Genomic DNA, 17,110 nt, shown 5'->3' with positions numbered 1-17,110 from the left:
CGTTCACGAGTCGTAGTCGACCGTGACCTCGTCGCTGACGGGGAAGGTCTGGCAGGTGAGGACGAAGTTCGCCTCCACCTCGGCGTCTTCGAGGGCATAGTTGCGCACCATGTCGACCTCGCCGCCGCAGACCTTGGCCCGGCAGGTACCGCAGACTCCGCCCTTGCAGGCGAAGGGCAGATCCGAGCGCGATTCCTGTGCGGAGTCGAGGATCGTCTGGCCCTGCGACATCGCCGAGGTGGTCCGCCGTCCATCAAGGACGATCGTGACTTCGCTGGTGGCGCCCTCGACGACCTTGTCCGCGTGGACGACCTCCGGTGGCGGTTCGTCGACGTAGAAGAGTTCGAAGTGGATCTTGTCCTTGGGCACACCGAATTCGGCGAGCACGGCGCGAGCATCGCTGAGCATGCCGAAGGGTCCGCACAGCCACACGTGGTCCATATCGCCGATGGGCACCAGGTTCGTCAGCAGCGCACGCAGCTTCTCCTCATCAAGCCTGCCGGAGAAGAGTTCGACCTCCCGGGGTTCACGGGAGAGGATGTGGATGAGGTCGAGCTGCTGGTTGCGGGAGTCCTTGAGGTCGGCGAGTTCCTCGGCGAACATCACGGTGTTCGTGGTGCGGTTGCCGTAGAGCATCGTCACCGAAGCCTCGGGGTTGGACAGCACGGTCGTGGCGATCGAGAGCATCGGGGTGATGCCCGAACCTGCGGCGATGCACAGGTGCCGTCCGCCGAGGTCAGCGTCGGCCTGGAAGCTGCCGCTGGGCGGCTGGACCTCGATGGTCTCACCAGGGCGGACGTCACGGACGAGCCATGTGGAGAAGAGCCCGTCGGGGATCTCGCGGACACCGATGCGCGGGTTTGTTCCGGCCGGGGCGCAGATGGAGTAGGAACGGCGGTGCTCGGCACCGTCGATCATCCGGCGCAGAGTCAGGGACTGCCCTGCGGCGAAGTCGAAGAGCTCCGCGTACTCGCCCGGGACGTCGAAGGTCACTGCCGCCGAGTCCTCGGTGAGGTGGTCGACGGACTTCACGGTCAGCGGGTAGAAGCTCGACCTGGGGGCGCCCGCACCTGAAACGGTCGGCTCGGTCGCCTCGGCGCTCTGATTGATCATCTCGGTCATCTCAGATCTCCTTCACATGCTGGAACGGTTCGAGGCAGTCGAGGCACTGGTACATCGCCTTGCACGCCGTGGGACCGAATTCCGAGGACAGCTTCACATTGGCCGATCCGCACAGGGTGCAGGTCAGGGCCCGCTTCGTGGGCATCAGGGTCAGAGCCACAGGTCCCGTGCGCCGAGGCGCCTGCCCGGGTGGGGAGATGCCGGCACCCTTCAGCGCCTTCCGTCCTTCTTCGGTGATCCAATCACTGGTCCAGGCCGGAGTCAGGGATACACGCACCTCGGCGCCTTCGAAACCTGCGTCCTGGAGTTCGCGCTGCAGATCATCGCGCATCGTCGCCATCGCCGGGCATCCCGAGTAGGTGGGGGTGATGGTTGTGACGACACGTCCGTCTTCGATCGCGACATCACGGAGCACGCCGAGGTCGACGAGCGTGAGCATCGGCATCTCCGGGTCCGTGACGCGAGCAGCGGCGACTCGGGCACGATCGAGCGCCTCGGCGGTGCGGTGGTCGGCCGCGGGCACCTGCGTGCGCTGGTCGTCACTGTCTCCGCGGACGGTGGACGCGGGGGTCTGAAGTGCTGCGGTCACCATTGTCCTTCCGGGTATTGGCGGGCGACGACCTGCATGTCGGCGAGCATCTTCGACAGTGCCTCGGTATGCAGTCCGTCGCGGCCTCTCTTGCCTCGCACTCCGGCCAGCGCGTCCCGTTCGGGGCGCTCGATGCCGGCTGCGGCGAAGACCTGGTCGAGGATGACGCCGGCCTCATCGGCCACCTCGGCGGGATCGACCCCGATTCCGGCAGCCGCCACCGAGGCTTCGACAGGGTGGGTCTCGAAGAGTTCGTCCCACAGTGGCCAGAGTCCCTCGAGTGCGGTGAGCAGGCGAGTCTTGGATTCCTCGGTTCCGCGGGCAAGCGTGAGGACCCAGCGGCCGGCGAAGTCACGGTGGTAGGACATCTCCTTCACGCCCTTGACCGCGATGGCCGAGAGCACGGAGTCCCTGCTGGACTGGAGTCGTTCAAAGATCGCGAGTCGCCAGGTGGAGTAGATGAGGATCTTCGCGACCGCCTCCGCGAAATCGCCGTTGGGGACCTCGGCCAGGCGGACGTTGCGGAACTGCAGGTCCTCTCGGAAGAACGCGAGACGGTCCTCGTCAGGCACAGGTGAGCCCTCGGGCAGCTGCGGCACGAGGCTCGGATCTGCGGCAGCGCTCCGGGCGAGCAGGAGCCGGGACTGGCCCAGCAGATCCAGGGCGATATTGGCCAGCGCGATGTCCTCTTCGAGGTCGGGCGCGCTGGAGCACCATTCGGAGATCCGCTGGGAGAAGACGAGAGCATCGTCGCCGAGCATGAGGCAGTAGGCCGCGAGGTCCTTCGGGTCGACGCCGGAGGGAACGGTGGTGTCGACTCCGGCCAGGGGATCTTCGAAGTCTGTGCCGAAGGCCCAGTGTGCATCGTTGACCAGCAGCCCCGAGTAGGCGTTTTCGTGGTCGATGTTGGCTCCGGCTTCGTCGTGGTCGACGTGGATGGAAGGTTCGTTGGTCATCGTCAGGCCATCCTCACATGTGGGGGACATCGTCTGGGATGTCGTAGAAGGTGGGGTGGCGGTAGACCTTGTCGCCGCTGGGGGCGAACATGGGGTCCTTCTCGTCGGGGCTCGAGGCCGTGATCGACGAGGAGCGGACAACCCACAGGCTCACGCCTTCATTGCGGCGGGTGTAGACGTCGCGGGCATGGTGGATCGCCATCTGGTCATCGGCTGCGTGCAGCGATCCGACGTGGACGTGGTTGAGTCCGCGCTTGCCGCGCACGAAGACCTCGTAGAGGGGCCATTCGCCGCGAGTCGCTGGTGTCTGTGTCTCTGCGCTCATTTGGCGGTCTCCTCGGCGGCAGTGTTCGTGGTGTCAGCGGCAGTGTTCGTGGAGTCAGCGGCTGCGTCAGCGGTGTCAGCGGCTGCGTCAGCGGTGTTCTCGGCGAAGGCGAGCGCGGCTTCACGCACCCAGGCTCCCTCGTCCCACGCACGCTTGCGGTGGGCCACACGCTGTTCGTTGCATGGACCGTTGCCCTTGACGACGGCCCAGAACTCGTCCCAGTCCGGGGTCGAGAAATCGTAGTGGCCGCGCTCCTCGTTCCACTTCAGGCCCTCATCGGGGAAAGTCACGCCCAGGGCCTCGGCCTGCGGGACGGACATGTCGACGAACTTCTGGCGCAGCTCGTCGTTGGTGTGGGTCTTGATGCCCCACTCCATCGACTGCTCGGTGTTCGGGGAGTCGTCATCGGGCGGGCCGAACATCATGAGCGAGGGCCACCAGAAGCGATTGACCGATTCCTGGACCGAGGCTCGCTGCTCTTCGGTGCCGCGCATCATCGTCATCAGCAGTTCGTAGCCCTGGCGCTGGTGGAAGGACTCTTCCTTGCAGACTCGGATCATCGCACGACCGTAGGGGCCGAAGGAGGTTCGGCACAGGGGCACCTGGTTGCAGATCGCGGCGCCGTCGACGAGCCAGCCGATCGTGCCGACATCGGTGTAGGCCAGCGTCGGGTAGTTGAAGATCGAGGAGTACTTCTGCTTACCGGCGATGAGCTTCTCGGTGAGCTCGTTGCGCGTCGCGCCCAGGGTCTCGGCGGCGGAGTACAGGTAGAGACCGTGACCAGCCTCGTCCTGGACCTTCGCCAACAGGATCGCCTTGCGTCGCAGCGAAGGTGCACGGGAGATCCAGTTGCCTTCGGGCTGCATGCCGATGATCTCCGAGTGCGCGTGCTGGGCCACCTGACGCACGAGAGTCTTGCGGTACTTCTCCGGCATCCAGTCACGCGGTTCGATCCGGTCCTTGGACTCGATCGTCGCGGCGAACTGTGCCTCGAGTTCTGTTTCGTTGATTTGCGTCGTCATGACCACTCCACCCTTGGATGCGCCCTTTCCGGCAGTGCGTGGCTTCGAATGCCGCACCACTGAGGACTGCGCGTTCGGTTCGACCATCCTCAGACCGCCGACCCGGGACAATCATTTACTGACCATTTGTTCTGTATTGTTCACTCTCAGTGTGGCACACCCCACGCCGAGGCGCAACGCACCGGAGCAGACGACCCCCGGTCCGCGGGTGACCCAGCGCCACTCGGCGCAACGCGCGGTCCGCGGCCAGGGCAAACGCGGGCGATGGGGCAAGGTGCAGGCCCAGCCATCAATGCTTGACTCGAGACAACGGTGCTGCGCCGAGACAACGGTGTACGCGTCGTCGCCTCGGCGCTCCGCCGTTGCTTCGGCGGTGGTGCTCGCTCGACTTGACAGAGACGCCGATCACAACCATATTTATTGACCAGATGGTCGTTTATTCTCCGACGTCGCTCCAGGGCACTCCTGCCGGGTTCCGCGAGGAATCGATCTCCATCACTCACGTGCAGTCTCAGCGGCTACGCGTGCCATCACCACAATTGAATTCGCCCGGCAACCCAACACCGGCGGGCGCATCAATCAGCGACTCGAGGAGGAGCCTGACATGGGAGAACCCAGCCACGAGGCCACGACTGCGCCCCAAGAGGACCTAAGCAGCGAGGCCACGACCACTGCTCGCGGTAACCACGCCGAGGAGCTGACCGGCGCCGCGGCTATGTTCGCCAACGATCGCGCCTCCCAGCATCTGGGCATCACCGTCGATGATCACGGCCCCGGCTGGGCACAGTGCTCGATGACGATCACCGACATCATGGCCAATGGTCACGAGATCACCCACGGCGGCTATATCTTCCTCTTCGCCGACACCACCTTTGCGATGGCCTGCAACTATCCCGGCTCCACCACCGTCGCCTCGGGCGGGGACATCGACTTCCTCAAACCCACCTACGTCGGTGACACCCTCGTCGCCCGCGGCAAGGAGATCGTCAAGCAGGGCCGATCTGGCATCTACGACATCGAGGTCACACGTGGCGAAGAGATCGTCGCCGTCTACCGCGGACGTTCCCGCACCCTGCCCGCACGGAAGCCGACAACCTCAGACGCCGCCGCACCGCCGGTGCCGACTTCGCCCTGACCCACCCGATCTGAACCCCGGGACACCTCACCCTGTGGTCCCAGGAGACGACGCCCCACCTCGGCGCCCCACGAATTGCGAAGCACAACAGGATTGACCAAGGAGACAACGATGACTGCCACTGAACTCGACGCCGGCCAGCGCATGAGCCTCGACGAGCTGCGCGCCGACCAGCTCGCCAACCTCAAGTCCACTGTCACGAAGGTCTACGAGAAGGTGCCGTTCTACCGGAAGGCCTTCGACGATCTCGGCGTCACCCCCGCGGATATCACGAGTCTCGACGACATCGCGAAGCTGCCGTTCACGAACAAGCAGGACCTGCGCGACAACTACCCATTCGGCATGTTCGCCGTTCCGCGTGAAGACGTCGCTCGCATCCACGCGTCCTCGGGCACGACCGGGCTGCCGACCGTCGTGGGATACACGCTGGGTGACATCGACAAGTGGGGAAGCCTCATCGCCCGCTCGATCCTCGGCGCAGGCGGCAAACGCGGCCAGATGATGCACAACGCCTACGGCTACGGACTGTTCACCGGCGGCCTGGGCGTCCATGGTGCCGAGCGCCACGGCTTCACCGTCATCCCGATCTCCGGCGGTCAGACACAGCGGCAGGTGCAGCTGATCCAGGACTTCAAGCCCGACATCATCACGGCCACGCCGACCTATCTGCTCACGATCCTCGACGAGTTCCACAAGCAGGGCATCGACCCCACGACCACAAGCCTGCAGACCGCGATCTGCGGTGCCGAACCGTGGACCGATGAGATGCGCAAGGAGATCGAGAAGTCCTTCAACATCAACGCCGTCGACATCTACGGCCTCTCCGAGGTCATGGGCCCCGGCGTCGCCTGCGAATCCGCGGTGACCAAGGATGGCCCGACGATCTGGGAGGACCACTTCTATCCGGAGATCGTCGACCCCTACACCGGCGAGGCCCTGCCCGACGGTGAGGAGGGCGAACTGGTCTTCACCTCCCTGACGAAGGAGGCGCTGCCGATCATCCGCTATCGCACACATGATCTGGCGAGCCTGCTGCCGGGCACCGCGAACCCGAACTTCCGTCGCATCTCGCGCATCACCGGCCGCTCCGATGACCTCATCATCATCCGCGGCGTCAACGTCTACCCGGCCAATGTCGAGTCCGTGCTCTTCGAGTTCGAACACCTCAGCCCCCACTTCCAGCTGGTGCTCACCCGCCCCGGACGCATGGACGAGGTCACCGTCGAGGTCGAGTCCCGCGAAGGCGTCGGAGCTGTTGAGCTCGACGGTCTGAACGGGCTGGTCGCCGCCCGGATCAAGGAGCGCCTGGGCGTCTCATCGACCGTGTCGGTGCTCCAGCCCGGCGTTCTGCCCCGTTCGGTCGGCAAGCTCAAGCGCATCATCGACCGCCGCGAGGGTCTCAGATGATCACCCGCGGGCGGTGGGCTGCGGTGCCGTACGCGGCATCCGCGCTGCGGGCTGGTTAGACTGGTGCGCATGCCGAAAACGACTTCACCTGCGCCGACATCTGACCTTGAGTCGAGTGTCGGCGCAGCCGTGGGTGCACAGACGGAGCCCACCGGCGCCGAGGCGGGAGCTGGGTCCGTTTCGGGAGCTGGGTCCGTTTCGGGAGCTGGGTCCGAGGCGGGAGCTGGGCCCGAGGCTGCAGCACCCAAGCGCACACGTCGTGGGCGGCCCGGCTATGACCGGGAGACGCTGATCAACAAGGCGACCGAGGTCTTCGTTTCGCGCGGCTATGACGGCACGTCCATGGACACCGTGGCGCGAGAACTCGGGATCACCAAGTCAGCGATCTACCATCACGTGAAGTCGAAGGAAGAGCTGCTGCATCTGGCGATCAACCGCGGCATCAGCGCCCTGGACTCCGCGGTCGAGGACGAACGCCAACGCACCGGCCTCACCGCGCTCGAGCGCCTGCGTGCCGCCGTTCACGCCAGCGTCGTCATCCTCATCGAATACCACCACTCTGTGACCCTGCTGCTGCGAGTGCGCGGAAACTCGGACGTCGAGCGCGAAGCCCTCGAGCAGCGCCGGAAGATCGATGACAAGATCAGAGCGCTGGTCGCCGAGGCGATCGGCGAAGGCGGTCTGCGCTCAGACTTCACCCCGGGCCTGATCACCCGTCTGCTCTTCGGCATGGTCAATTCCATCACCGAGTGGTATCGCCCCAGCTACCCCGTCGACCCTGAAGCCATCGCCGACGCCGTCACCTCGATGGCCTTCAACGGCCTCGAGGCCTGAGAGTCGGCCCGCCTTCCTCCACAAGGAACCAACGATTGGTACCTTCTGATCGAAGATCTTGAAATTTTCGAAGTGAATGTACCAACCGTTGGTGATCTGCACGCGAACGCGAAAGTCAATGCGGCCACGGCGCCACGGCCGGCCACGGCGCCCGCGCGGCCGCAGCCCCTATCCCGCGAACTCGCGCAGCGGCATTCCGGTCACGCCCACCTCGGCGACGAACAGGGCACCCGCCAGCGGATCTGCCGCGGTGTCCACATTCTCCTGCGACGTGGTGATGAAGAGCCGATCGAGGTTGTCTCCACCGAAGGCGCAGGCAGTGACTTTGCCGGCGCCGACATCGACAGTTCCGTCCAGGGTGCCGTCGGGTCGGTAACGGTGAACCGCTCCCCTGTTGACCACAGCCACCCACACGCAGCCTTCGCTGTCGACGGTGAGCCCATCGGGACGTCCGCCGTCAGGGAGTTCGACGAGGTCCCGACGGTTGCGCAATCCCCTATCGGGATCGAAGTCGAAGACGGCAATCTGGCCCGTAGGTGTGTCGTTGTAGTAGGCGAGCGAACCGTCAGGACTCCATTCGAGGCCGTTGGATATGGTCACGCCCTCGAGCATGACGTCGACTCGCCCCTCGGTGCTGAGCCGATAGAGTGAGGCCGCACCAGGGCTCTGGTCGTATGCCATCGATCCGCACCAGAAGTTTCCCTGCGGGTCACAGCCGCCCTCGTTCATGCGGATGTCCGACTGGCCCCACACCTCGGGCAGGGCGGTGATGAGCCCCTCGGGAGATTCGAGGGCGAATCCGCGCTCGATTCCGATGACCGCGCCACCGCCTCGGCGAGGGCGCACTGCTGCTGCCACCTCGGCGACGTGCTTGCGTTCGACTCGACCATCGCGCAGTGTCAGGATGTCCCCGGCGAGCATGTCGACCCAGCGCAGACCGCCCCAGGCCGGCGACCAAGCGGGCCCTTCGCCGTGATAGACAATCGGGTCGGTGATCTGCTCGGCTCTCATGACCGTCCCCTCACATCGGGCCTCTGCCGTGAGTCCGATGGTGGCTTCGTCCCGGGCTGCGGCCGTGAGTCCGACGGCGGTTCTGCGTCTCGTTCCGGCTCCGGCCCGGCCGGTGGCTCCGAGTCCGGGCCGGGGCTGCCCGCGCGATAGTCTTCCATCGGCACCGCACCTGCCTTCCACGCCTCGAGGACCGGGGTCAGGATCTGCCAAGCCAGCTTCGATTCCTCCTGCCCTGCCGCCAGATCCGACTCGCCTTCGAGGACGTTCTTGAGCACGTGCCCGTACGGCGAGAAGTCCGGCCGCGGCTGCTCACCGATCAGTCTCATCGACGCCGGCCGGTCGCGGGAGCTGCTCGTATTGAGATCGAGCTCGACGTCGAACGGCCCGTCGAGGCCGATCCACAGTCGTGCACCCTGTTGGGCGGTACCGACCGGCCGGAAGAGGATCTCGATGCCCTTGCGCGTGCGATCGAGCGCCTTTGCCGTACGCAGTCGAAACCGGGTGCCCGCCCAGCGCGGCGAGTCGATGTTCAGGACGACCTCGGCGAAGGTCTCGGTATTGCCATCGCCGTCGACACCGTCCTCGTCGACATAGTCGGGCACCTTCTTCCCCGCGGCTTCCGGCTCATCGGCGAGGGTTCCTGCCGTGTAGCGGGCCCGGCGGGTGGAAGTCAGGACGTCAGCGGCCGACAGCGGCCGTACGGCGGACAGAACCTCCGTCTTGCGAGCTCGCAGTTCTGCGGCGCTCGGCCACCCTGATTCGATTCCGTCGGGCCGCTCCATGGCACTCATCGTGAGCACCTGCATCAGGTGGTTCTGCAGGACGTCCTTGAGCGCTCCCGTGCTGTCGTAGAACCGGGCGCGCCCCTCGAGCGCGATGGCTTCATCCCACAGCATCCGGAACTCTTCGATGTGCTCACTGTTCCAGACGGCCTCGGGCAGCGGGTTGGCGAATCGCAGCGGCAGCATCGCCTGCAGCGGAGCCATGCCGAGCGCATGGTCGACGTTGAAGACGATCTCCGCAGCATCGTCGCCGAAGAGCTCGCCGAGGAGGTTGTCCAGGTCCTGTGCGCCGGTGAGGTCATCACCGAAGGGCTTCTCCATCGCAATCCGACCGCCTTGGGGAAGACCGGCGGCGGCCAAGGCGCGCAGCGCATCGGGCATGAGACCGGTGGGCAGGGCGAGATAGACGGTGACCGGCGAATTCTGGTCGGGGCCTGCAGTGCCGATGAGATCGGCCATGTCGGCAGCGTCGGTGACATCCGTCTGCCTGTACTGCGTCCGGTCGAGGATCCAGCTGCGAGCAGCCTCTGGATATTCGGCACCGTGTTCGTTCAACTTCGCCTCGGCGTGGTCGCGGTACACCTCGTTCGTCATCTCCGAAGTCGCCGAAGCCGTGAGTGAGAAATCATTCGGCAATGCTTCGATGGCAGCGAGCTCCGCCAGTGTCGGAAGCAGAAACCGCCCGGCAAGGTCTCCTGTGGCACCGCAGATGATGAGGTTGGCGTTCACTGTGCTCTCCTGTCGACGGGCTTGCGCTCAAGACGATGGGGCTTCTGCTCGGCGAAGACCGAGTAGTGTCTGTCGCCCACGCTACTCTGTCGGCCCCGATGTCGCAGGCACTTCGATGACCGTCAGCGACCTCGTCAGCCCAGCGCTGCCAGGCCGGCCGCCAGGACCCACCCCAAGGTCGCGTCGATCTCGTTGAGCAGCTCATCGCGTGGGGGCTGATATTCGCTGATGACCCAGTCAACGACCATCTGCACCCCAGCCCCGATGAGCATGTCGCCGAGTACCCGCTGCTGGCCTGCGGTGAGTTGGGGTCCGGCGACCGTCGCGGACAGACGACTCGCGAGTTCGTCACCGATTGTTCGCCCGTGTGAACGGTACAGCTCGTCGACGCGGGCACTGACTCCCAGGACCTCGAAGAGGTGGACTCGTGCCATCACCGGGTTGGCCTGCGCCCAGGTCAGAAATCCGGCCATGAACCCGTGCAGCACCCTCGATGGGTCGTCTCCGCCCCCGGCGAGGACCGAGGCGCGCAGGTCCGCGACCACCCGCTCGTAGACCTCGCAGAGGAGGTCCTCCAGGGTGGCGAATGACTCGTAGAAGTAGCGCTTGTTGAGACCGGCCAGCTGACAGACCGCGCCAACCGTTGCCGCCCGATACCCCTGAGTGCCGAAGAGCGAGATCCCGGCCGCGACGAGCTGCTCACGGCGGGCGTACTCCCGCTCCTCGCGGCTCGCACCTGCATACGGTCGTCCCTGATCAGTCACAGTGTGATCTTGACAACAAAGCGCGAGGAATGCAAACTGGTACGACTTCGTACCAGAAAGGCCGAATATGGCTCCACATACCCCACATGATGCTGCGCTCAACGACGCGCGGCGTGAGCGGGACCTCGCCGAGCTCTCCACCGATGAGCCCGTCGACCTCGTCGTGATCGGCGGCGGGTTCACCGGGGTCGGCGTCGCACTCGATGCCGCGGCCCGTGGACTGAGCGTCGTGCTCATCGAGCGCAGAGACCTCGCCTCAGGCACCAGCAGCTGGAGCTCGAAGCTCGCCCATGGTGGTCTGCGCTATCTGGCGAAGGGCGACGTCCCGATCGCCTGGGAATCCGCCGTCGAGCGCGGCCACCTGATGAGGCAGATCGCGCCGCATCTGATCCGGCCGCTGCAGATGCTCCTTCCGCTTCACTCCGGGGTCAGCCACGTGGACGCCACGATGCTCGGCGCCGGCTTCCTCGCCGGTGACGTGCTGCGAATGCTGGCACGCACCCCCAAATCGCTGCTTCCCCATCCCAGCCGGGTGTCCGCTGCAGACGTCCATCAGCTCGCCCCGGCCACGGCCACGGCCGGATTGCGCGGCGGCCTGCTCAGCTGGGACGGTCAGCTCGTCGACGACGCTCGACTTGTGGTGGCCCTCGCCCGCACTGCTGCCGCCCATGGAGCCCGCATCATCACGTATGCCGCCGCCACCAGCATCGAGGCCGGCCAGGTCCACGTCACCGATCAGCTCACGGGTGACCGCCGCGTGATCCGCGCGAAGCAGATCGTCAATGCCGCAGGTGTCTGGGCCGATACGCTCTCCGATGACGTCGAACTCGCCCCGAGCAAAGGCTCGCACCTGCTTGTCCGGGCCGAGCGCATCGGGTCGCCGACCGCCGCTGTCACGGCCCCGGTGCCCGGCCACTTCGGCAGATTCGTGTTCGCGGTGCCGTGGCACGATGGCCTCGTCATGATCGGCCTGACCGACGACCCGCACAACGGGCCGATCCCCGAGCGAGCCCGCCCGGACGAGGACGAGCGGACTTTCCTGCTCGAGACCATCAACGCCGTTCTGCAGAAGCCGCTCACCCCTGACGACATCGTCGGCAGCTACTCCGGCTTCCGGCCGCTGCTCAAAAGCAAGGGCAACTCCAGCGCCGACCTGTCGCGCAAGCACGCGCTGCTGCGCGATCCGCGCACCGGCGCCCTCGCGATCGTCGGAGGCAAACTCACAGGGTATCGACGTATGGCCGAAGATGCCGTCGACGCGGTAGTCGAGGCCGGAGGGCTGAAAGCTCGGCCCTGCAGCACCACGACGCTCAGCCTCGTCGGTGCCGGTTCGCCGAGGCCCGGTCTGCCGGAGCACTTGGTCCAGCGCTACGGCACCGACGCCGAAACGGTGGTGGCATACGGCGTCGACGACCCTGCGCTGAACGAACCGGTGAGGTCGGGAATCCCATTCACCGGTGCGGAGATCCGCTTCGCCGTCGAACACGAACTCGCCGTCACCGTCGAGGACGTGATCGACCGCCGGACCCGGTGGGGACTCGTCGACGCCGACCGCGGCGACCTTGCCGCCGCAGTGCGCAGACACGCTCCAGAACTGATCGAGACCACACAGGAAGAAGGATGACCCTCATGGACAATACGCAACCGCGCATGCGCTGGTGGGGCTGGGGAGAGGACGGCAACGACGGCCCGATCAAACCCGGAGCTAAGAAGATGCTGACCAAGAACTGCGGCTGGCCCGATGGCGTCAACAACCCACCGGTCGAACTCGGGGCCGTCCAACTGCCCGCTGCTGGCCTCCCGGATGACGCGCGCACTCGCTTCGAAGAGCTGCTGGGCGCCGAGTTCGTCCGTGACGATCACGCGACCCGCGTCTCCCATGCTGCTGGACGCAGCCTGCCAGACCTGCTGCGTCTGCGCAGCGCAGACTTGCCGTTCGCCCCGGACGTCGTGCTCTACCCGGCATCCCACGCCGAGGTTGACGCACTGCTGGCCATCTGTGCGCAGGAACGCATCGCGGTCGTCCCCTTCGGCGGCGGTACCAGCGTAGTCGCCGGCATCGATGCATTTCGCCCGGGCTTCCGTAGCTGCGTCTGCATCAGCCTGGCCCGCCTCGACCAGATCCTCGACATCGACGAGGAGTCGCTGACGGCGACCGTGCAGGCCGGTGTCTTCGGCCCCGATCTCGAGGAGAAGCTGCAGGCCAGCGGTTTCACGCTCGGCCACTTCCCCCAATCGTTCGAGTTCAGCACCGTCGGCGGCTGGGTCGCCACACGCTCGGCCGGTCAGCAGTCGACCGGCTACGGTCGTATCGACGACAACGTGTTCGGCCTGCGCTGCTCGACGCCGAGCGGTCCGGTCGAACTGCGCTCCACTCCTGCCACGGCGGCTGGGCCCAATCCGCGCCAAGTCTTCGTCGGCTCAGAGGGCACGCTGGGCATCATCACCCAGGCCACGCTGCGCATCAAGCGTCTGCCTGAGACGACGCTGCCGGATGCCTGGTTCTTCCCCGACTTCCACTCGGGCGCGGCTGCGCTGCGCGAGATCGAACAGAGTGGCCTGCGCCCCGATATCGCTCGTCTGTCCGACCTCAACGAGACGGCGTTCGGTCTCGCGCAGCTGGGCAGCGACATCCAGCGCAAGGGCCTCCTCGCCTTTCTGCGCGCCCGAGGAGTCACGACCCCGTGCATGCTGGTGCTGCGTTACGACGGACGCAAGGCGGACGCGAAATCACGCCGGGCCGGCGGACGTGCGATCGCCAGGAAGCATCAGGGCGTCACTATGGGAGGAGCGCCCGAGACCCAGTGGGAGAAGCATCGCTTCTCGACGCCGTACCTGCGCGACCAGCTGATGACCGAAGGCGTCATCGTCGAGACGATGGAGACGGCTGCGCCGTGGAGCAGGATCGAGTCTCTGCACGACACGATCAAGGCCGACATCGAGAAGGCGATGGCCGACCGCGGCACACCGGCCCTGGTGCTGTGCCACATATCGCACCTCTACACCGCCGGGTGCTCGCTCTACTACACCGTCTTCGCCCAGCAGCAGGTCGGTCAGGAGATGGAGCAGTGGAAGACGCTGAAGACCGCCGCGGGCAATGCCATGGTCGACAACGGCGGAACGATCACCCACCACCATGCCGCCGGAGCGGACCATGCACCTTGGCTCCCTCGGGAGACCGGCGAGCTGTGGCTGCGGATGCTGCGCGCAGCCAAGGCCGAGGTGGATCCGGAGGGCATCATGAACCCCGGCAAGCTCATGAACGGGCCGAGTGCGCTGTGAGCACGCAATCGCCTCCCACCCCCGTCCCCGTCATCCTCAACCCGTCGGCGCGCAACGGCGCTGTGCGCAAGAGGATCGCACCCCTGCGGACGGCCTTCGCCGCCAACGGCCTTGAGCCGGTACTGGTCTCGAGCACGAGCGAGCAACATGCGAGCGATCTTGCCGCAGACTTCGCAGCGCAGGGTGCAGAGACCGTGGTCTCGCTCGGCGGCGATGGAATGGTGCGCGCGGTCGCCGCCGGGCTCGTCGACACGGACACTGCACTGGGCATCATCCCCGGTGGGCGCGGCAACGACTTCATCGGCAAGCTCGGCATCCCGAAGAACATCGCTGCCGCAGCCTCCATCATCAGCAACGGTCGTGTTCGCACCATCGATGTCCTCGACCTCGACGGACGGATCTGTGTCGGCAACGTCAGCCTTGGCCTGGATTCGACCGTGCAGAGATACGCCGACTCGGCCCGCTTGATCAAAGGTCACTGGGTCTATCTCTACGGCGTCGCTCGCGCCATCGCGAAGCCGCGCCGCATCGACCTGGCCCTGACCATCGACGGCGACCGACTCGACTTCCGCGGCTTCACGGCAGGCTTCGCCAACTCCGGTCGGTATGGAGGCGGCCTCAAGCTCTCTCCCCAAGCTGAACTCGACGATGGCCTGATCGATGTGGTCCTGCTCAAGGACTGCTTCCTGCCGAGGCTGGGTGCGGAGTTGGTTCCCTACAGCTTGGGCAGACCCAATCTGCACCCGCACATCCGCTTCAGCCACGCCCACGAGGTTCGCATCGCCACACCCGAGGGCGCACCGCCGATCGAGATCTTCGCCGACGGAGACGCAATCGCGCTGACCCCGGCGACGCTGACGATTCGAGCCGAATCCTTGAAGGTCCGCGTCGCCTCTACTCCTTCGCGACAAGCGTGAGCACGTCGTACTTCGCGACCGGCTCGTCCTTCTGGTTGACCACCTCGGCGTCCCATCTGACCTCGCCGTACTCATCGGTCTCACGCGGGGTGATGCGCTTGGCTGTCAGGGTAACCTTGAGCGAATCTCCTGGTGAGACGGGCGTGATGAAGGTCAGTCCTTCGAGGCCGTAGTTCGCGAGGACTGGGCCGGGATCGGGCTGGACGAAGAGTCCCGCGGCGAAGGACACGATGAGGTAGCCATGTGCCACGCGCCCCGGGAAGAACGGGTTCGCGGCCGCCGCTTCCTCGTCGGTGTGGGCGTAGAAGGTGTCTCCGGTGAACTCCGCGAAGTGCGAGATGTCCTCAAGTGTGACCGTTCGCCGTTCGGATTCGAGGGCGTCGCCGACGCGCAGATCGGCCAGAGTCTTCGTGAACGGGTGCTGCCCCGTCCGGCGCTGCGCCCCGGCGACCCATTCGCCGCCGATGGCGGTGAGCATGTCAGGGGAGGCCTGGATCGCGGTGCGCTGCATGAAGTGCTCGACGCCGCGCAATCCGCCCATCTCCTCACCTCCGCCGGCCCGTCCTGGGCCACCGTGGATGAGCGTAGGCAGCGGCGAGCCGTGCCCGGTCGACTCTTCGGCATCATCGCGGTCGAGGACGAGGATGCGTCCATGCCAGGGTGCGACCTGGCGGACGAATTCGGTGGCGAACTCAGCATCGTGGGTGACGACCGAGCCGACCAGGGAACCGCGTCCACGAGCGGCCAGACGGACAGCCTCCTCGGTGGAGGAATAGGTGATGAGCGAGGTCACAGGGCCGAAGGCCTCGATATCGTGGACGGCGTCGACCCAGGGGCCGTCGGCCTGGAGCACGGTGGCCGCGACATAGGCCCCGCCCAGATTCTTCGCCAGTTCATCAGAGGCCTCGCGGCCACCGGTGAGGACATGCGCCCCCGCCGAGGTGATCTCATCGATGGCATCGAGAACGTCGGTTCGCTGCTTGTCAGACACGACCGGCCCCAGCCGGGTGGACTTCTCACGTGGGTCGCCGACGCCCTGAGTCTCCAGCTTTGCGATGAGTGCCTCGGCGACGGCCTCTTTGTGCTGTTCGGGCACGAAGGCGCGGCGGATCGCCGTGCACTTCTGGCCGGCCTTGATCGTCATCTCGGCGACGACGCCGGAGACGAAGAGGTCGAATTCTTGCGTGCCGGGGGCGGAATCGGGGCCGAGCAGGGAGAAGTTCAGCGAGTCCGCCTCGGCGAAGAATCGGGTGCCGCGATCGCGCACGCAGTCCAGGCCGCCGAGGTGCTTGGCCGTGGCCGCGGACCCGGTGAAGGCGATCGCGTCCTGTTCGGCCAGATGGTCGAAGAGCGGGGTGACGTCTCCGGCGATGAGCTGGATGGAACCGGCCGGCAGGAGGCCGGATTCGATCATGTCGGCCACCACTGCACGGGTCAGGTGGGCGGTGTCGGTGGCGGGCTTGACGATGACGGGAACACCGGCGACGAACATGGGGCCGAACTTCTCGAGCATGCCCCAGACGGGGAAGTTGAAGGCGTTGATCTGGACCGCCAAACCTTGCCGGGGCGTCAGGATGTGACGACCGACGAAGGTGCCGTTCTTCGACAGACGCTCGACTCCGCCGTCGAGGTGGACGGTGGAGTTGGGCATCTGCCGACGGGCGACGCCGGAATAGGTGAAGAGGGTGCCGATGCCGCCTTCGATATCGACGAATCCGTCGCGTTTCGTGGTGCCGGTGGAAAAGGAGATCTCGTGGTATTTCTTCGCACGTTCCATGAGGTAGGCGCCGAGCTTCTTGAGGATGACGCCGCGCTGGTGGAAGGTCAGCTTCTGCAGTTCGCAGACCCCTGTGCTCCGCGCGTATTCGTCGACTGCGGCGAAGTCGATGCCTGCCGAGGAGACCTGGTGGAGGAGCTGCCCGTTGGTCGCGTCATGGACGGCTCGGGCGCCGTCAATGCTCCCACTGGGCGTGTGCCAGTCACCTGCCACATACGAACTGAGAATCTCGGTCATGTCTGCTCTCCCTGTTCAACGATGTCTCCGGGTGCACGGCGGCCGACGTCGGCACCGCTGCCGATTCCTGACTGCAATACTAACCAATTGGTCGGTTATTGTCATTGCGCGGCCGTCTTCACCTGATCTTTCCAGGCACTTCCACCCGCCCTTACCTTCGCCAGCACAGGCAGGGTGCGAGATGGCAAGTGACATCGATCACTGCATGCACTATGATCGAG

At 65.8% G+C, this 17,110-nt stretch carries 15 protein-coding genes; 6 read left to right on the top strand and 9 right to left on the bottom strand.

Annotation, left to right across the window (positions count from 1 at the left end; genetic code table 11):
• Positions 1-3 precede the first annotated feature (3 nt).
• Genes paaE through paaA form a run of 5 tightly spaced genes read right to left on the bottom strand, consistent with a single transcriptional unit; the run spans position 4 to position 4,014 of the window.
• Complete coding sequence (gene paaE, locus FO013_RS12605; RefSeq protein WP_222103613.1) at positions 4-1,122, bottom strand: 1,2-phenylacetyl-CoA epoxidase subunit PaaE; 1,119 nt, start codon at positions 1,120-1,122, stop codon at positions 4-6.
• Between the two features lies 1 nt (position 1,123).
• Positions 1,124-1,714, bottom strand: a complete 591-nt coding sequence (gene paaD / locus FO013_RS12600; RefSeq protein WP_395949684.1) for a 1,2-phenylacetyl-CoA epoxidase subunit PaaD — start codon at positions 1,712-1,714, stop codon at positions 1,124-1,126.
• The gene (paaC, locus tag FO013_RS12595; protein WP_143922877.1) at positions 1,708-2,667 is read right to left on the bottom strand and encodes a 1,2-phenylacetyl-CoA epoxidase subunit PaaC; all 960 of its coding nucleotides are present in this window, start codon (positions 2,665-2,667) and stop codon (positions 1,708-1,710) included. Before paaC ends, paaD begins: the two co-directional genes overlap by 7 nt.
• Before the next feature lie 13 nt (positions 2,668-2,680).
• A complete protein-coding gene (gene paaB, locus FO013_RS12590; protein ID WP_143922875.1) occupies positions 2,681-2,992 on the bottom strand; it encodes a 1,2-phenylacetyl-CoA epoxidase subunit PaaB in 312 nt (103 codons plus the stop codon).
• Positions 2,989-4,014 carry a 1,2-phenylacetyl-CoA epoxidase subunit PaaA gene (paaA, locus tag FO013_RS12585; protein WP_260848127.1) on the bottom strand — a complete coding sequence of 342 codons (1,026 nt, stop codon included), beginning with the start codon at positions 4,012-4,014 and terminating at the stop codon, positions 2,989-2,991. Before paaA ends, paaB begins: the two co-directional genes overlap by 4 nt.
• Before the next feature lie 604 nt (positions 4,015-4,618).
• Here paaA and paaI point away from each other — a divergent pair.
• The 3 genes from paaI to FO013_RS12570 all read left to right on the top strand — a co-directional run bounded on the left by paaI (position 4,619) and on the right by FO013_RS12570 (position 7,390).
• A complete protein-coding gene (gene paaI, locus FO013_RS12580; RefSeq protein WP_143922873.1) occupies positions 4,619-5,149 on the top strand; it encodes a hydroxyphenylacetyl-CoA thioesterase PaaI in 531 nt (176 codons plus the stop codon).
• A 111-nt stretch (positions 5,150-5,260) separates the two neighbouring features.
• Complete coding sequence (gene paaK, locus FO013_RS12575) at positions 5,261-6,556, top strand: phenylacetate--CoA ligase PaaK (protein WP_143922871.1); 1,296 nt, start codon at positions 5,261-5,263, stop codon at positions 6,554-6,556.
• A gap of 69 nt (positions 6,557-6,625) precedes the next feature.
• Positions 6,626-7,390 (top strand): TetR/AcrR family transcriptional regulator, encoded by a 765-nt coding sequence (locus tag FO013_RS12570; RefSeq protein WP_260848126.1) that lies wholly within the window; start codon positions 6,626-6,628, stop codon positions 7,388-7,390.
• A gap of 168 nt (positions 7,391-7,558) precedes the next feature.
• On the opposite strand, the gene FO013_RS12565 is transcribed toward FO013_RS12570, so the two are convergent.
• From FO013_RS12565 to FO013_RS12555, 3 genes are all read right to left on the bottom strand, one after another.
• On the bottom strand, positions 7,559-8,401 hold the full coding sequence (locus FO013_RS12565; RefSeq protein ID WP_143922870.1) for an SMP-30/gluconolactonase/LRE family protein: 843 nt from the start codon (positions 8,399-8,401) through the stop codon (positions 7,559-7,561).
• The gene (locus FO013_RS12560) at positions 8,398-9,912 is read right to left on the bottom strand and encodes a glucose-6-phosphate dehydrogenase (RefSeq protein WP_143922868.1); all 1,515 of its coding nucleotides are present in this window, start codon (positions 9,910-9,912) and stop codon (positions 8,398-8,400) included. Before FO013_RS12560 ends, FO013_RS12565 begins: the two co-directional genes overlap by 4 nt.
• Positions 9,913-10,046: 134 nt before the next feature.
• Entirely contained in the window at positions 10,047-10,676 is a 630-nt protein-coding gene (locus FO013_RS12555; RefSeq protein WP_186293087.1) for a TetR/AcrR family transcriptional regulator, read from the bottom strand.
• 67 nt (positions 10,677-10,743) lie between these two features.
• Between FO013_RS12555 and FO013_RS12550 the strand changes: the two genes are divergently transcribed.
• From FO013_RS12550 to FO013_RS12540, 3 genes are read left to right on the top strand one after another with little or no spacing between them, the layout of a single operon-like run.
• The gene (locus FO013_RS12550; protein ID WP_143922864.1) at positions 10,744-12,300 is read left to right on the top strand and encodes a glycerol-3-phosphate dehydrogenase/oxidase; all 1,557 of its coding nucleotides are present in this window, start codon (positions 10,744-10,746) and stop codon (positions 12,298-12,300) included.
• A 5-nt stretch (positions 12,301-12,305) separates the two neighbouring features.
• Positions 12,306-13,958, top strand: a complete 1,653-nt coding sequence (locus tag FO013_RS12545; protein ID WP_143922862.1) for an FAD-binding oxidoreductase — start codon at positions 12,306-12,308, stop codon at positions 13,956-13,958.
• A complete protein-coding gene (locus FO013_RS12540) occupies positions 13,955-14,875 on the top strand; it encodes a diacylglycerol/lipid kinase family protein (protein ID WP_186293086.1) in 921 nt (306 codons plus the stop codon). Before FO013_RS12545 ends, FO013_RS12540 begins: the two co-directional genes overlap by 4 nt.
• On the opposite strand, the gene paaZ is transcribed toward FO013_RS12540, so the two are convergent.
• On the bottom strand, positions 14,853-16,889 hold the full coding sequence (gene paaZ, locus FO013_RS12535) for a phenylacetic acid degradation bifunctional protein PaaZ (protein ID WP_143922860.1): 2,037 nt from the start codon (positions 16,887-16,889) through the stop codon (positions 14,853-14,855). The genes FO013_RS12540 and paaZ overlap by 23 nt on opposite strands.
• Between the last annotated feature and the right edge of the window lie 221 nt (positions 16,890-17,110).

Origin of the sequence: Brevibacterium aurantiacum, from assembly GCF_007558825.1 — a bacterium.
GTDB classification, from domain to species: Bacteria; Actinomycetota; Actinomycetes; order Actinomycetales; family Brevibacteriaceae; genus Brevibacterium; species Brevibacterium aurantiacum_A.
This window is presented reverse-complemented; position numbering and strand designations above follow the sequence as displayed.

Excerpts from the sequence above, each read along its gene's own strand:
- paaE (WP_222103613.1), bottom strand. The coding sequence starts at position 1,122 with ATGACCGAGATGATCAATCAGAGCGCCGAGGCGACCGAGCCGACCGTT.
- paaD (WP_395949684.1), bottom strand. The coding sequence starts at position 1,714 with ATGGTGACCGCAGCACTTCAGACCCCCGCGTCCACCGTCCGCGGAGAC.
- paaC (WP_143922877.1), bottom strand. The coding sequence starts at position 2,667 with ATGACCAACGAACCTTCCATCCACGTCGACCACGACGAAGCCGGAGCC.
- paaB (WP_143922875.1), bottom strand. The coding sequence starts at position 2,992 with ATGAGCGCAGAGACACAGACACCAGCGACTCGCGGCGAATGGCCCCTC.
- paaA (WP_260848127.1), bottom strand. The coding sequence starts at position 4,014 with ATGACGACGCAAATCAACGAAACAGAACTCGAGGCACAGTTCGCCGCG.
- paaI (WP_143922873.1), top strand. The coding sequence starts at position 4,619 with ATGGGAGAACCCAGCCACGAGGCCACGACTGCGCCCCAAGAGGACCTA.
- paaK (WP_143922871.1), top strand. The coding sequence starts at position 5,261 with ATGACTGCCACTGAACTCGACGCCGGCCAGCGCATGAGCCTCGACGAG.
- FO013_RS12570 (WP_260848126.1), top strand. The coding sequence starts at position 6,626 with ATGCCGAAAACGACTTCACCTGCGCCGACATCTGACCTTGAGTCGAGT.
- FO013_RS12565 (WP_143922870.1), bottom strand. The coding sequence starts at position 8,401 with ATGAGAGCCGAGCAGATCACCGACCCGATTGTCTATCACGGCGAAGGG.
- FO013_RS12550 (WP_143922864.1), top strand. The coding sequence starts at position 10,744 with ATGGCTCCACATACCCCACATGATGCTGCGCTCAACGACGCGCGGCGT.
- FO013_RS12545 (WP_143922862.1), top strand. The coding sequence starts at position 12,306 with ATGGACAATACGCAACCGCGCATGCGCTGGTGGGGCTGGGGAGAGGAC.
- paaZ (WP_143922860.1), bottom strand. The coding sequence starts at position 16,889 with ATGACCGAGATTCTCAGTTCGTATGTGGCAGGTGACTGGCACACGCCC.